Genomic DNA, 15,003 nt, shown 5'->3' on the forward strand with positions numbered 1-15,003 from the left:
TTAATAACCAACAAAATGAGCAGAAGATATAAATCGGATTTTGAGGAACATCAACCCGAAGATAAATATGTAGCAGCAGAAAGAAAAGTAAAAAGACTAAAAGGGTTTTATACCCATTTAATTGTCTATTTATGTGTTAATATTTTTATTGTTTTTGTAAATATCAATGATTTGGAGCCAGGAGAAAGTTATTTTAAAATAGAGAATTTCTTCACCGCATTTTTCTGGGGAATAGGGCTTTTAGTACATGGATTGAGTGTTTTTGGACATATTTTCTTTTTTGGAAGCCGTTGGGAAGAACGGAAAATCAAAGAGTTCATGGAGGAAGATAAGGATAGTAAATGGGAGTGATTATAAATGACAAAATTAATTCTTCAAATAATCGAGTAATCAATCAACGAATCAACTATCCATGACCACAATCATCATCGAAGACGAAAAACCAGCTGCAAGATTATTGCACCGAAAGCTTCAAAAACTAAATATCGAAGTAGGAGTGATGCTTCATTCTGTAGAAGAGTCAATCGAATGGTTTTCTAAAAATGAGCATCCCGATTTGATTTTTCTGGACATTCAATTATCTGATGGATTGTCTTTTGAAATATTTGAAAAAACAGCCATAAAATCCGCTATAATTTTCACAACGGCTTATGATGAATATGCTTTACGCGCTTTCAAATTGAATAGCATTGATTATCTTTTGAAACCGATTGATGAAGACGATTTGGAAGTGGCAGTTTCTAAATTTAAAGCTAGATTACCAAAACAAGAAACGCTGCAATTGGATTTTGACCAAATCAAAAAAATGCTTTCCAATCCATTTGAAAAAAATTACAAAAAACGATTTACGGTAAAAATCGGGCAACATTTAAAAGTCATTTCTACCGATGAAATAGAATGTTTTTTTAGTGAAAATAAAGGAACGTATATCCATACTTTTGACAACAGAAATTATTTAATCGAATCGACTTTGGAAGTTTTGGAACAAGAATTAGACCCGGCAGATTTCTATCGGGTAAGCCGAAAATTCATCATTCCGTTAAAAGCAATTAAGGAAATTGTGCTGTACAGCAACTCTCGTTTGAAGGTTATTTTGCCTTCTTATAAAGATGATGAGGTGATTGTAAGCAGAGAAAAAGTATCCGAATTTAAAACCTGGATAGGGTAATAAATTGCACAAAAAAAAACTGTTTCAAAGTGGTATCGTAAACCTCCTAAAAAGGAAATTTTGATAGTTGACTTTAAAACAGTTTGAGTAATCTGGTGGAATTGAAACTATTCAAATAATGATTTAATTTCTTTTTCCGTTTTGCCTAATTTTTGTTGCAATTTTCCCCACGTTTCATCTTCTTTTCCTTCTTCAAATAACACATCGTCATCAGTTAATTCTGCAAACTTTTGTTTAAGTTTACCTTTTAACTCATTATAATTTCCTTTAATCTCTGTTGAATTTGGCATAATGTTATAGTTTTAAATTGTTACTTATTGTTTATCAAAGTTGAGAATTTAAAACTGTAAAATTGTTGTATAATTAGTGTGGATTGTTATATAATTCTTTGGTTGTAGCTAAATAGATCAAGGTCTATGTGGCTTAAATTAATAAATCACATAAATACGTATAAGTAATTCATATTTAAAATTTTAAACATACAGTATAGATTATCTCTATGACGACTTTAGGCCTTAAAAGTTACTTTTCTGATTCCTATTATCACAAAAATAAATATACTGTAAATAATAAAAAAGGGAACGATATATTCGATTGAATTCATGGGTAACATAATGGCAATAATCATCAATTGGAAGCCCAATCCGTAAATGGAAACGAAGGTCATAAACCAATTTGGAAATGTTTTTACTTTGTAAGCATCATTGTCTAAAGCATGAATTATTTTGTCGAAAGTTCCATAAACAATCGTGTAAATTCTAAACAAAATATCGACCGATTTTTGGCTTTCCCCTGGTAAAGCTTTCGGAGATTTGTATTCAAATATTTTACTTGTGGAATCTCCACCCACTGATTTGTTTCTCAAAATCACATAGTAATAATTGTATAAAGTGCCTTGCAATTGAATGCAAAAAAAGGAAATTAGTGTGAGCCAAAATGATGTTTTTGAAACATAACAGATCGTCATCAAAAACAAAAAATTAAGTATAATATCAAAAACACTATCGAGGTATCTTCCAGTATAAGAAGGGGTGTTTTTTATTCTTGCGAGTTCACCATCGGCTGCATCAATAATTGATTTTAAAATGATGAAAAAGGCGGCTAAAAAGTAATGATTTTGCAAAATACAATAGATGGCAACCAAGCCGGAAACGCCAAAAAGCAGCGTAACATGAATGGGCGTAAAACGGGTATTTTTTAATTGATTGGCAAATAGTTTTGCAATTGGTCGTCCGTAATCGGATAAATCCAGGAATTTATCCTGAGCAGCGAGTTTAGACATTTTTGTTTATAAACAAAGAAATGCGACAATATAGTCTGAGGTAAATATAGTAAAATAATTATTTTGATAAACGATGCAAAGTGAAAGTCATAGCTGATAATAGAAAAAAAGCACCAATTTGATGCGCTAATCCCAACCATAACGGAACGCCGTACAATAAAGTAAAAACACCTAAAACAAACTGAATAAAAACCAAAATCAGCAGCAGATTAATTCCATTGGACTGGGTTTTGTTTAGCGTAAATTTTTTGCTTTTGAAATAAAGCAATGCAATCAATGCAACTACGAAGTAGGCCAAAGTTCTATGAATAAATTGAACGCCGCTTTTGCCTTCAATAAAACTCAAAAAGAGATTTTTTTGTTCCAGAAAAACACTGTCGTGAATAAATTGTCCGTCGCTCATCAATGGCCAGTGGTTGTGAATTAAACCTGCATTTAAGCCAGCAACAAAGCCGCCGTAAATAATCTGCAACAACAAGAAAACTAAAGCCACACGAGCAATTTTTTGTAATGGCAGTATGGCGTTCACTTTATTTTGGTACATTAAATCCAAAGCGACCCAAAGCGTATAGGCAAAAGTGATAAAAGCAAAAGTTAAATGCAACGACAGTCTAAAATGACTTACATCGGGATTGTCAATCAAGCCACTTTTTACCATAAACCATCCAAGGAACCCTTGAAAAGCACCCATTCCCAATAGAACAACACATTTTTGAATAGTTTCTCTCGAAAGGCGTTTTTTAATCAGAAAATAGATAAAAGGAAGAATAAATACTAAACCGATTATTCTTCCGATAAAGCGGTGAAACCATTCCCAGAAATAAATGAATTTGTAATCACTAAGCGTAAAATCGTTGTGAATATTCACCTTTTGGTATTCTGGAAACTTTTTATATTCTTCAAAAGCTTCAGACCATTTTTCAGCACTTAGAGGCGGAAAAGTATCTGTAACCAAATGCCAATCCGTCATTGAAAGTCCGGAATTCGTCAATCGGGTAATTCCTCCAACCACAACCATTATAAATAATAATGAGCATCCTGATAACAACCAAATAATAACTGATTTATTCTCTTTTTTCATTGAACTTGCAATTTGTGATATAACTTTTCAATTCTTGACTAAACTTTTTCCAATCCCAATTTCTCTGCTCTTTTCATCATGAATCCATAAGCGGCATCGTACTCATTTGGAATTTCTCCTTCCAGAATCGCTTCTTTAATGGCTTCTTTGAGCATTCCGATTTCACGGGAAGGTTTCAAATTGAAAATTTCCATAATCTCTTCTCCCGAAATCGGCGGTTGAAAATTACGAACATGATCGCGTTCCTCCACTTCCACAATTTTCTTGCGAACGATTTCAAAATTTTGATGGTATTTTTTGAATTTATTCGGGTTTTTAGTCGTGATATCTGCTTCGCACAAAGTCATTAAACTCTCGACATCTTCGCCGGCATCAAAAACCAAGCGACGTACAGCAGAATCTGTAACGGTATCTTGCGACAAAACGATGGGACGAGAACTCATTACGACCATTTTTTGCACAAATTTCATTTTCTGGTTTAATGGCATGTGCAAACGTTCGAAAATTTTCTTTGCCATTTTTCCGCCAAGAAATTCATGTCCGTGAAACGTCCAGCCTTGTTTCTTATTGAAACGTTTGGTTGGTGCTTTCCCGATATCATGAAGCAAAGCGGACCAGCGTAACCAAACATCATCTGTATTTGGACAAATGTTATCGACTACTTCCAGCGTATGATAAAAATTATTTTTGTGGGTTTGCCCTTCAATTTCCTCAACCTCATTTAAAGCGGTTAATTCGGGTAAAATAATATCTAAAAGTCCGGTTTTGTATAATAGTAAAAATCCAACAGAAGGCTTATCCGTTGAAAGGATTTTATTTAATTCATCAACAATACGTTCTCCGGAAATAATTTTGATTCGCTCTTTATTTTTCTCGATTGATTCTAATGATTTTTTATCAATTTCAAAACCCAATTGATTGGCAAAACGGATGGCTCGCATCATCCTCAAAGGATCGTCAGAATAAGTTATATCCGGATCGAGTGGTGTTCTGATTATTTTGTTTTTCAGATCTTCTAATCCATTAAATGGATCGGAAAGTGCTCCGAAATTATTTTTATTTAATGATAAAGCAAGCGCATTTATAGTAAAATCACGACGATTTTGGTCGTCTTCCAGCGTTCCGTTTTCTACAACCGGATTTCTGCTTTCAAAATGATAGGATTCTTTTCGGGCACCTACAAATTCAATTTCGGTATCTTCAAAACGCAACATAGCCGTCCCATAAGTTTTGAAAACCTGAACTTTTGGTTTTTTAGGAAGTAATTCTGAAACTTTTAGTGCTAATTCGATTCCGCTACCTACAGCTACAACATCTATGTCTTTTTTGAAATCCCTGCCAAGTATCAAATCCCTCACGAAGCCACCAATAACATAACTTTCTATGTTAAGTTCTTGCGATGCTTGCGAAATGACTTCAAAAATTTTATTATTTAAGGCTTCTTTATAGGAAGTTTTAATGTCCATTCTTTTTTGTTTAAAGTTTAAAGTTTAAAGTTTCTTTCAAAACTGAAATCTAAAAACGGCAATCATTTTTATTCCTCGTGACCAATGGGGTAGAAGACTTATTTACGGATTACTTTTACCTGCGAATCATTCGTCAATTTTATAATTGTAGAAGGGTTAGAGGTAGTTTTATCGCGGTGCAAATTTACAACATAGTCCACACCTTTTATAATCTCAGGACTAATTTCTTTGAAACTTTTTGGAGTAGGCTGCCCCGAAATATTTGCTGAGGTCGAAACCAATGGTTTTCTCATCTTTTCCATTAATTTAAAACAGAAAGGTTCTTTGACGAGTCGAATTCCCAATGTATTATCGGGTGCAATTAAATTTGGCGCCACATTTCGCGGTTTGTCCAAAATTAAAGTCGTCGGTTTCTCTGATAAATCCATGATTTGCCAAGCTGTTTCCGGAATATCTTTAAAAACGTTGTACATCATTTTTTCGCCATTCATCAAAACAATCATGCTTTGCGTTTCGGCTCTTTGCTTGAGTTTGTAGATTTTGGCAACGGCTTCCGGGTTTGTGGCGTCGCAACCGATTCCCCAAACGGTGTCCGTTGGATAAAGGATAATACCGCCTTCTTTTATAACTTCGTAAGCGTTATGGATTTCTTGATTCATTATAATTTGTTATTGATAAAAAATTTTCTGCTTTGTAAGGTTCAAATTTTAACAAAGATAACAATAATGGCAAATAGACTTAGCTGTAAATAATTTAAATGACTTCGATTCACCTAATTTGTATTTTTTTGTTCAATATAATTTCGAAATAATCTGAGAAAACAGAGTTATATTTGCCATTAGCAAAACTCTTTTAGTATGAAAATCATTTTTCACGAAAATCAATTGTCTTACAGAGGCACATCAAATGCGGTGTATAATTACGCACTTTTCAATGAAGAAATTTTAAATAATGAATCTGTTATTTTATACAATAAAAACAATAAGCAAAATTTTGATTCCGCTATTGATCAGTTCAAAAAGAGATTTAAAGTAATTGGATATAGCGATATAAAAGATTTAGAGAAAATTGTTGATGATGAAAAAGCCGCTCTTTTTTATGCTATCAAAGCAGGTAAAAAAGACGGCATTGAAGTTTCTAATTGCAAAACCGCGATTCATACCGTATTTAAATATAATGAACCGCACGGCGATGTATATGCTTATGTTTCTGAATGGCTTTCACAGGAAATGAGCGGTGGAAAAGCGCCTTTTGTTCCGCACATGATACATGTAGAAAAAAGTGATTTTAACTTACGTAAGGAATTGAATATTCCGGAAGATGCGATTGTTTTTGGACGACATGGCGGTGCTAAAACATTTGACCTTGCTTTTGTAAAATCGATTGTGAAACAGATATCGAGAAAGAGAAAAGATATTTATTTTTTGTTTTTAGGGACTAATTCATTTGTTTTCAAAAACATTTTCAGACCCTATAAAAACATTATATTTTTACCGGCAACTGTTGATGACGTTTATAAAGCAAAGTTCATTAATACGTGTGATGCCTATTTGCATGCACGAAAACAAGGAGAAAGTTTTGGAATTGCAGTTGGCGAATTCTCGGTTTCCAATAAACCAGTGGTTACTTGGGCCAATTCGGAGGAAAAATCACATATTGAGATATTGGGTGATAAAGCATTAATCTATGAAAACAAGGAGAAATTAATTGATATCATAGAAAACTTCACTCCAAACAATACTATAAATTGGGATGCGTATTCAGAAGAATATGCTCCGGAAAAAGTAATGGAAAAATTTAAAAAAGTGTTTATAGACGGATAAAACCCAGATTATAAATTCACGATTTTCTGTTTGGTTTTCAATGATTTTGATAAAGGCGCTCCGCTCAAAATCAGAAAAAATAAAGACCAGTTTTTAGGTTTAATAATACTACTGAAAAAGTATTTCACGATAAGGAATAAGGAAACGATTTTATGTCCAAAAAAGCCATAATGTTTCCGAATGATGTAAAGCAATGAAATCTTTAATTCTTTTTTGATGGCTAACGACCGCTCGGTGCTGGCTCCGTGAAAATGAACAAACTCTGCTTCGGGAATTAAATAGGCAAACTTTGACTTATTGGCCAATCGAATGCACAAATCGGTTTCTTCATAATAGAGAAAAATATTAGTGTCAAAACCTCCAACTTCATTAAAATCCTTTGCTCTAACAAACATAAAACTGCCTGGAATAAAATTCACCTGTTGTGGATTGGTGTACCGTTTTTTTCGTTTTGGATATTTTTTCGGATTGATGATTTCCAAAAATTTCCTGCCAATGATTTCTCTTGTCGGTGAAGCAAAATGATCGAGTGAAATCATGAAATCCCCATTTTCTTTAAAGGCTTGAGCACCTGCAATTCCAATGTTTGGATTCTGGTCTAAGGCGTTTTTAAGAATCGATAAACAATCATTTATAAATAGCGTATCGTTATTTACCAAAGCCAGATACTTGGCATTGGCAAATTTGATTCCAGACATATTTCCTCCGCCAAAACCAGAATTGATATGATTTCTGTGAAGTTCCAAATTATGATAATCAGCTTCATCACAAAATGATTTTAGCTTTAGATAATCCTCTTTTTCGGAACAATTATCAGTTATAATAATTTGATAACGAATATTTGTGGAGGTTTTTTCAATGATAGAACGAATGCAATTTATAGAGTGCTCGCTTGAATTGTAATTGATTAAAATAATGGCTATGTCAAACATCATAAGTATTGATTGATTCCTTTTTCGATAAAAGTCAGTTTCTTTTCAGTGGTAAGTCTTTCGATTTCATTATTGATTTCGAGATGGCTTTTGGATTGTTCTTTGTGATAAATATGATAAGCAATTCCGGCATTTTTTAATCTTTTTCCTCGAATCCCGATGTTGTGAAGTCGCTGAATCATTTCGGAATCATCAATTCCCCAACCTACTAACGACTCATTGAAACCATTAATTTTGATGAAATCTTCTCTCCAAAAAGACATGTTGCAACCCCGAAGTTTGGACGAACGCTGGTCAACACTTTTTGCGAAATTCATCAAAAATGGAATTCGGATAGTCCGGCCTCTTTTTTTAATGCCTTTTGAAAAGAAATTAAAATGGATGGTTTTTTTAGAAAATAAATCGGGCAATAACTTTTCTTGAATATTTACTCGTGAACCAAACAAATAGTGTCCTTTTTCGGCAAAAGTAAGATGGTCTTCCACAAAATGCTTGTTCATAATAATATCACCATCAATCTCAACAATATAGTCATATTTTGCTGCAGCAATGGCTTGGTTCATGATTTTTGGCTTTCTGTTTTTAATGTCTTCATGCCAGATATGAATTAATGGAACGGGAAATTTCTTTTGAAAAGTTTCTATTAGATGCCTTGTGTCTTTTCCTGAACCGTCATCGGCAATAATTACTTCGTTTGGCAAAACCGTTTGATTCATCACGCTCAACAACAATAATTCTAATGCTTCAGGCCAATTATAAGTAGGGGTTATCAGGGAACAAGTAGGAAGTTTTTCCATGGTTTTTGATTAATGAGGCAAGTTAATATTATTTTTTATATTTGTGAAAAATATTCTCCATGGTTTATGATTGTTTCCCTTTCTTTAATGAATTAGACATCCTCGAAATAAGACTGAATGAATTAAATGATGTAGTTGATAAATTTGTATTGGTAGAAGCCGACAGGACGCATCAAAATACCCCAAAACCTTTTATTTTTGAAGAAAATAAAGAACGTTTTTCTAAATTTCTGGATAAGATTATCCATGTAAAAATCACTAATTATCCCTTATTTATACCAATAATAAACCCGTTTTCTCCTTGGAAAATAGAAATCTTCCAAAGAGATTCGATTGTAAAAGGTTTGGTAAATTGTAAGCCGGATGATATTATTTTAATCTCGGATCTGGATGAAATTCCAAATGCAAGTGTCATTAAAAAACGAGTAGCTGAGGGGGTTCATGAAATCTATGGACTAAAAATGGATATGTTTATGTATTTCCTCAACAACAAACTCATTTTTGACGGAGGAAGTAACATGACAAAAGAAGAAGCTAAAAACGGAATTTGGCATTGTACCGCAGTATTGCCTTATAAACTGTTGAAAAAAAGCCCGTCTAAAATTCGTAAGATTATCATGCGAACTAAAAGAAGGGGAGAAGTTTATAAAATTATCCCTAATGCGGGCTGGCATTTTACCTATATAGGCGGTGTTAAAAAAATCATACAAAAGCTGGAAGCATTTGCGCATACGGAATATAATTCGGAAGAATATAAAGACGAAAAAAACATTCTGAAATTAATAGAAAACGGTAAAGATTTATTTGGTCGGGATTTGGAGTTTGAGATTGTGGGTGAGGATTATAAGTTTCCAAAATATCTAAAAACAGAAGAAGGTCAGAATAAGTTTAAGGAGTTTTTCTTTTCAAAATAATTTTATTTAAAAAATATGACGTTTAATTTTCAGCAACACCCTTTAGTTCCCCAAGAAGTGGTTATGGATTTGATAAAAAATTTCCAGACTAAAGGAGTCTTGTTTGGAGATGGCAAAAGAAATAAAATCAGACTTTTTGAAGTCGAGGGAAAAACGATTAACATTAAATCCTTCAAGATTCCCAATCTGATAAATAAAATAGCTTATAAATATTTCAGGAAATCAAAAGCAAAACGGTCGTTTGAATATGCCAATAAACTACTGGAAAATGGAATCGGAACACCCGAGCCTATTGCTTATTTTGAAAATTTTGATTTGATTGGAATCAAAGACAGTTACTACGTGAGTGAACATCTTCAATGTGATTTGACGTACAGAGAATTAGTCGAAATCCCGGATTATCCGGATCACGATACTATTTTGCGTCAGTTTACCCATTTTTCTTATTCTTTACATCAAAAAGGAATAGAATTCATGGATCATTCGCCAGGAAATACATTAATTAAAAAAACGGCTGACGGAAACTACGAATTCTTTTTGGTAGATTTAAACCGCATGCAGTTTCATGAATCGATGCCTTTTGAAGTTCGGATGAAAAACCTTTGCCGATTGACTCCTCATAAAGAAATGGTGGCTGTTATGAGTAATGAATATGCCAAACTTTCAGGAGAACCCGAAGAATTGATTTTTGAAACACTTTGGAAAATGACGGCTGATTTTCAGTATCGTTTTCACAGAAAGAAAAGATTAAAAAAGAAATTGAAGTTTTGGAAGTAATATTTCTGAAAAAACAGTATTTTTCACTTCTCAATAGCTTCAATGAAAGTTTCAGTAATTATTACGACGTATAATGCAGAAGAATGGTTGCGAAAAGTCCTTATTGGATTTAGCGTTCAAACAGAAACTGACTTTGAAATTGTTATTGCCGATGATGGTTCTACAGCCGCAACTCTTGAATTATTAACCACTTTTGCATCAAAATTCAAATACCCAATTGTTCACGTTTGGCAAGAAGATGATGGTTTCCAAAAATCAAAAATCCTGAATAAAGCCATTTTACAATCCAATTCCGATTATCTTCTTTTTACCGATGGGGACTGTATTCCGAGAAAGGATTTTGTGGCTACCCATTTGAAATACAAGGAAAAAGGATATTTTCTTTCTGGAGGTTATTTCAAATTACCCATGTCTATTTCTGAAGCTATTTCCGAAGAAGATATAATCAGTCAAAATTGTTTTAATTTATCTTGGCTAAAAGCCAAAGGATTTAAGACTAATTTCAAAAGCAGTAAACTCACCCAAAGTAAGTTATTTGCACGCTTTATGAATTGGGTTACGCCAACGAAACGCTCGTGGAACGGGCATAATGCTTCTGGTTGGAAAATTGATTTAATTGCTATAAACGGATTTAATCACGAGATGAAATATGGTGGTTTAGACCGGGAATTAGGGGAGCGATTGTTCAATTACGGATTGCTTTCCAAACAAATTCGGTATAGCGCCATTTGTCTGCATCTCGACCATGCAAGAGGCTATTCCAGTGATGAAATCTGGCAAAAAAACAATGCCATCAGAGTCTACAATAAGAAAAACAAAATTATAAGAATTGAAAACGGAATAGATTCGCTCTAGTTTTTCAAAAAGTTCAAATCCTTAAAATACTGCTTTAGTTTTTCTAAAATCAATTCCAAAGGATATTCATCAAAGTATTTAAAAGTATGTTCCTTGATGTATTTCTCATCATGTTGCTGATAGATTTCCGGTTTTAAATCTTTTAAATGAATGGAAAGATTTTCCTTTTCATTCTCAAAAATCTGCCATGTTTCTTTATCCACCGATGGAGAAAATAACGAAAATGTCGGAACCGATAATGCTTTGGCCATATTTACCGAACCGCCTTCATTACCAATCAATATCGAACATTGGGAAAGTAAAGCCAAAAATGATCTTAATCCTTCGCTATACAGCTCAAAATGAATATTTTTTTGTGTTCGTTCAGAACAAAAATTATAGACTTTCAGCGCTTCTTCTTTTTGTGATGGAATATAATTGAAAATGATATCCGCATCGAGTTGCTCTACGGTGAAATCAATAATTTTCGCCATTTTTTCCAAAGGATAGGTTTTATACCATTCGCTGCCCAAAATGCCAAACATTACTAATGGTTTCGTTCCTTGTTGGATGCCAAACTTGGTCAATAGTTTTTTAGCTTCCTCAATTTCAGTTTCGGTCAAAAATATTTTAGGTTTGTAATCGGTAATTGGTTCTTTAATTAGTGGTTTTAAAAGCATCAAACGATTGTCAATCGCTAATCCTAATTCAGATTTCGTCCCGTTTTTAATCCTTTTTACAGTATGATTATAAAACATATTTGAATATCCTTTGTCGTAAGAGATTTTATATTTAGCTCCGGAAAACAATGTAATTAGATTGGTTTCGAGTTTACTGTACGCATCAATCACCACATCATAGTTTCTTTTTCTGATGCCAAAAATGAACTTGAACAATTTTGGATATGATTTTCTAACTTCCTGTGAAAGAACAATTATTTCATCAATATTAGGGTTTTCCAATAAAACATCCACACAATTAGGATAACACATGTAGTCGATTACAGCATCCGGATAAAATTTTTTGAGGTTGTTGCACAAAATAGTGCTCGTTAACACATCTCCGATTCTTTTCTGCTGTATGACTAATATTTTCATTATTTAAGATGTTTTTTAAAGGTGCTAAAATACAAAGTATTTAAAGAAGCCCAAGACTCAAAATAGAAATAAGAGAGAATTCGCCACAAAAGTTATATTTTTGCATCCAATAAATTCAATACAAAATGGCAATTAGCGGTTTAGTGATTTCTTTTAATGAAGAAAAAATGATAGGAAAGTGTATCGATGCGCTTTTTAAAGTTTGTGATGAAGTGATTGTAGTGGATTCACTAAGTAAAGACCGTACCGTTGAAATTGCTAAAGAAAAAGGGGCCATTGTTATTTCCCAATCGTTTTTAGGTGATGGTCCACAACGAACTCACGGATTGCCTTTTTGTAAAAATGATTGGATTTTGAATTTGGATGCCGATGAATTTTTGGACAAAGACGCCGCAGAGTTTATTCTGAAAGAGAAATATTTAGAAGGAGATCATGATGCGTTTAGTTTCAGGATAAAAAACTTTTTAGGCGACAAACTGATTGATTTTGCGGGTTGGTATCCCGATCATAAAGTTCGTTTTTTCAACAAGAAAACGGCTCATCCTTCTGATTCCATAGTGCACCAGAAAATCATAACCCAAAACGAAAAGAAAGTTTCCGTGCATATCTTGCATTACGGTTGGGATTCTTTGGATCAAATTATTGCGAAAAAAAATCAATATTCGGGTTGGCATGCACAGCAATTGTATGATCAGGGGAAAAGAATCAATTCCTTTAAACCGATTCTTAATGGGAAAGTTGCTTTTTTACGTTGTTTTTTCCTAAAAAAAGGTTTTTTGAATGGCATCGATGGATTATCAATTTCAATAATTCAAGGTTTTTTCTCTTATATGAAATATGCCAAACTGCTTAAAATCCAAAAGAAAAATAAATCCTAATCGATGGATAAACCTTATAAATAAAAAAATCCTTATCGGTTTGATAAGGATTTTTTTTATTGTTTAAAGTTTAGTAAAGCAATTAAACTGCCACATCATATTCTCTCAAAGCGTCATTCAAAGACGTCTTCAAATCCGTCGAAGCTTTACGTTTTCCGATAATCAAGGCACATGGCACCTGAAATTCTCCCGAAGGAAACTTTTTGGTATAACTTCCAGGAATCACCACCGAACGAGCCGGAACAAATCCTTTCATTTCAATAGGTTTTTCTCCTGTAACATCAATAATTTTGGTTGAAGCCGTCAAGCATACATTGGCACCCAGAACTGCTTCTTTTCCAACGTGAACGCCTTCCACAACAATACAACGCGAACCAACAAAAGCACCATCTTCAATAATCACCGGAGCCGCTTGCAAAGGTTCTAAAACCCCGCCAATACCAACCCCGCCGCTCAAATGGACATTCTTGCCAATTTGTGCACAGCTTCCCACGGTTGCCCAAGTATCGACCATCGTTCCTTCATCAACATAGGCTCCAATATTCACATAACTTGGCATCAAAATCACGCCTTTCGAGATATAAGCACCATGACGCGCTACTGCATTTGGTACAATTCGAATTCCTTTTTCGGCATATCCGCGTTTCAACGGAATTTTATCATGATATTCAAAAATACCCACTTCAAAGGTTTCCATTTTCTGAATCGGAAAATACAAAACCACCGCTTTCTTTACCCATTCGTTCACTTGCCAGCCATCGGCCGTAGGTTCTGCTACACGTAAGGTACCTGCATCCAATAAATCGATGACCTCCCTAATTGCCGAAGTCGTTTTTTCTTCCTGCAATAAAGCACGATTTTCCCAAGCTTGTTCTATAATGGTCTGTAAAGCGTTCATAAGATTTGATTTTGAACAAAGATAACTTTTTTAAACAACAGCCAAAAGAAGAAAGTAGGGTTTTTCAGGAGCGAATTGCTTGGTCTTTATTTATGATTCATTTTCCCGCTTTCCCTTTTATCTCTCCGCTACGCTGCGAGGATACCGGCTCAATCGGGGCTAAAAGATTGTTTTTTAGAATTTTAATTCTATTTTTATTTATAAATAATTTAATACATGTAACGTCGTAAGGGCTAATTTTTATTAATGATAAATTATTTTGGTAGATTTGTTTTAAATTGTAAATGCATTAGTTTCAATAATAATCTAAGATGAAAGACAATTTCTCCAAACAAGCTTCCGAATATTCAAAATTCCGTCCGCAATATCCGGACAGTATGATTGCTTATATCGTCTCGTTTATCAAAAATAAAGCTGTTGCACTTGACATTGCTACCGGAAACGGACAGGTTGCCCACAAACTGTCTCCTTATTTTGAAACCGTTTATGCTACAGATATCAGCGAAAATCAACTCAAATACGCCATTCAAGCTGATAACATAATCTATAAAAAGGAATCTGCCGAAAAAACTACTTTTAACGATCAACAATTTGACTTAATTACAGTGGCACAAGCCATTCATTGGTTCAATTTCGATTTGTTTTACAAAGAAATCCATCGGATCTTAAAACCAGACGGATATTTTGTTGTGATGGGTTATGGATTATTCTCTACAAATACGGATTCCGATAAAATAATTCAATATTATTATCATACAATTGTTGGGCCTTATTGGGATGCAGAACGAATTTATCTGGACGAAAACTATAAAACAATACCATTTCCTTTTGAAGAATTGAAAACAGAAAAATTTCAGAATGAATTGGTCTGGAGTTTTGAGCAGTTGATTGGTTATCTTCAAACGTGGTCTGCAACGCAACATTATATTGACAAAAATAACCAAAATCCTATTGATTTAATTCATGATGATTTAAAATTTTCATGGCAAAAAGGAGATAAGAAAGTGATTTTTCCTCTATTGCTAAGAATCGGAAAATTAAAATAGTACCTTTAAA

17 protein-coding genes are annotated in these 15,003 nt (G+C 33.7%); 8 read left to right on the forward strand and 9 right to left on the reverse strand.

Annotated features, from left to right (window positions below):
* Positions 1-15: 15 nt before the first annotated feature.
* Both VI621_RS07105 and VI621_RS07110 read left to right on the forward strand, forming a co-directional pair.
* Positions 16-351: a 2TM domain-containing protein gene (locus VI621_RS07105; protein WP_324217682.1), complete on the forward strand. Its 336-nt coding sequence runs from the start codon at positions 16-18 to the stop codon at positions 349-351.
* 61 nt (positions 352-412) lie between these two features.
* Positions 413-1,168 (forward strand): LytTR family DNA-binding domain-containing protein, encoded by a 756-nt coding sequence (locus VI621_RS07110; RefSeq protein WP_324217683.1) that lies wholly within the window; start codon positions 413-415, stop codon positions 1,166-1,168.
* A 107-nt stretch (positions 1,169-1,275) separates the two neighbouring features.
* Here the strand turns inward: VI621_RS07110 and VI621_RS07115 are convergent, their stop codons facing one another.
* The 5 genes from VI621_RS07115 to VI621_RS07135 form a co-directional block, all read right to left on the reverse strand.
* Positions 1,276-1,458, reverse strand: a complete 183-nt coding sequence (locus VI621_RS07115) for a CsbD family protein (RefSeq protein WP_073207301.1) — start codon at positions 1,456-1,458, stop codon at positions 1,276-1,278.
* 218 nt (positions 1,459-1,676) lie between these two features.
* The gene (locus VI621_RS07120; RefSeq protein WP_324217684.1) at positions 1,677-2,450 is read right to left on the reverse strand and encodes a CDP-alcohol phosphatidyltransferase family protein; all 774 of its coding nucleotides are present in this window, start codon (positions 2,448-2,450) and stop codon (positions 1,677-1,679) included.
* Positions 2,451-2,508: 58 nt separating this feature from the next.
* Entirely contained in the window at positions 2,509-3,531 is a 1,023-nt protein-coding gene (locus tag VI621_RS07125) for a COX15/CtaA family protein (RefSeq protein WP_324217685.1), read from the reverse strand.
* A gap of 38 nt (positions 3,532-3,569) precedes the next feature.
* Positions 3,570-4,997, reverse strand: a complete 1,428-nt coding sequence (locus tag VI621_RS07130) for a CCA tRNA nucleotidyltransferase (RefSeq protein WP_324217686.1) — start codon at positions 4,995-4,997, stop codon at positions 3,570-3,572.
* A 98-nt stretch (positions 4,998-5,095) separates the two neighbouring features.
* A complete protein-coding gene (locus VI621_RS07135) occupies positions 5,096-5,656 on the reverse strand; it encodes an L-threonylcarbamoyladenylate synthase (protein ID WP_324217687.1) in 561 nt (186 codons plus the stop codon).
* Between the two features lie 198 nt (positions 5,657-5,854).
* Between VI621_RS07135 and VI621_RS07140 the strand changes: the two genes are divergently transcribed.
* Entirely contained in the window at positions 5,855-6,820 is a 966-nt protein-coding gene (locus VI621_RS07140) for a hypothetical protein (protein ID WP_324217688.1), read from the forward strand.
* Positions 6,821-6,828: 8 nt separating this feature from the next.
* Here VI621_RS07140 and VI621_RS07145 read toward each other — a convergent pair whose 3' ends face one another.
* The gene (locus VI621_RS07145; protein ID WP_324217689.1) at positions 6,829-7,755 is read right to left on the reverse strand and encodes a glycosyltransferase family 2 protein; all 927 of its coding nucleotides are present in this window, start codon (positions 7,753-7,755) and stop codon (positions 6,829-6,831) included.
* Positions 7,752-8,549, reverse strand: coding sequence for a glycosyltransferase family 2 protein (locus VI621_RS07150; protein ID WP_324217690.1), 798 nt, complete (start codon positions 8,547-8,549; stop codon positions 7,752-7,754). The genes VI621_RS07145 and VI621_RS07150 overlap by 4 nt, the downstream gene beginning before the upstream one ends.
* 59 nt (positions 8,550-8,608) lie before the next feature.
* Here VI621_RS07150 and VI621_RS07155 point away from each other — a divergent pair, with 59 nt between their 5' ends.
* The 3 genes from VI621_RS07155 to VI621_RS07165 are packed head-to-tail and all read left to right on the forward strand — an operon-like array spanning position 8,609 to position 11,095.
* Complete coding sequence (locus VI621_RS07155; protein ID WP_324217691.1) at positions 8,609-9,463, forward strand: hypothetical protein; 855 nt, start codon at positions 8,609-8,611, stop codon at positions 9,461-9,463.
* 15 nt (positions 9,464-9,478) lie between these two features.
* Positions 9,479-10,240, forward strand: a complete 762-nt coding sequence (locus VI621_RS07160) for a lipopolysaccharide kinase InaA family protein (protein WP_324217692.1) — start codon at positions 9,479-9,481, stop codon at positions 10,238-10,240.
* Between the two features lie 42 nt (positions 10,241-10,282).
* Positions 10,283-11,095 carry a glycosyltransferase family 2 protein gene (locus VI621_RS07165; protein ID WP_324217693.1) on the forward strand — a complete coding sequence of 271 codons (813 nt, stop codon included), beginning with the start codon at positions 10,283-10,285 and terminating at the stop codon, positions 11,093-11,095.
* Here the strand turns inward: VI621_RS07165 and VI621_RS07170 are convergent.
* Positions 11,092-12,171, reverse strand: a complete 1,080-nt coding sequence (locus VI621_RS07170) for a glycosyltransferase family 9 protein (RefSeq protein WP_324217694.1) — start codon at positions 12,169-12,171, stop codon at positions 11,092-11,094. The genes VI621_RS07165 and VI621_RS07170 overlap by 4 nt on opposite strands.
* Positions 12,172-12,296: 125 nt before the next feature.
* Between VI621_RS07170 and VI621_RS07175 the strand changes: the two genes are divergently transcribed.
* Complete coding sequence (locus VI621_RS07175; protein ID WP_324217695.1) at positions 12,297-13,049, forward strand: glycosyltransferase family 2 protein; 753 nt, start codon at positions 12,297-12,299, stop codon at positions 13,047-13,049.
* 82 nt (positions 13,050-13,131) lie between these two features.
* Here the strand turns inward: VI621_RS07175 and VI621_RS07180 are convergent, their stop codons facing one another.
* Positions 13,132-13,947: a 2,3,4,5-tetrahydropyridine-2,6-dicarboxylate N-succinyltransferase gene (locus VI621_RS07180; protein WP_324217696.1), complete on the reverse strand. Its 816-nt coding sequence runs from the start codon at positions 13,945-13,947 to the stop codon at positions 13,132-13,134.
* A 311-nt stretch (positions 13,948-14,258) separates the two neighbouring features.
* Here VI621_RS07180 and VI621_RS07185 point away from each other — a divergent pair, with 311 nt between their 5' ends.
* A complete protein-coding gene (locus tag VI621_RS07185) occupies positions 14,259-14,993 on the forward strand; it encodes a class I SAM-dependent methyltransferase (protein WP_324217697.1) in 735 nt (244 codons plus the stop codon).
* The last annotated feature ends 10 nt before the right edge of the window (positions 14,994-15,003 follow it).

This window comes from Flavobacterium sp. (assembly GCF_035292545.1).
In the GTDB taxonomy this organism is placed as follows: Bacteria; Bacteroidota; Bacteroidia; order Flavobacteriales; family Flavobacteriaceae; genus Flavobacterium.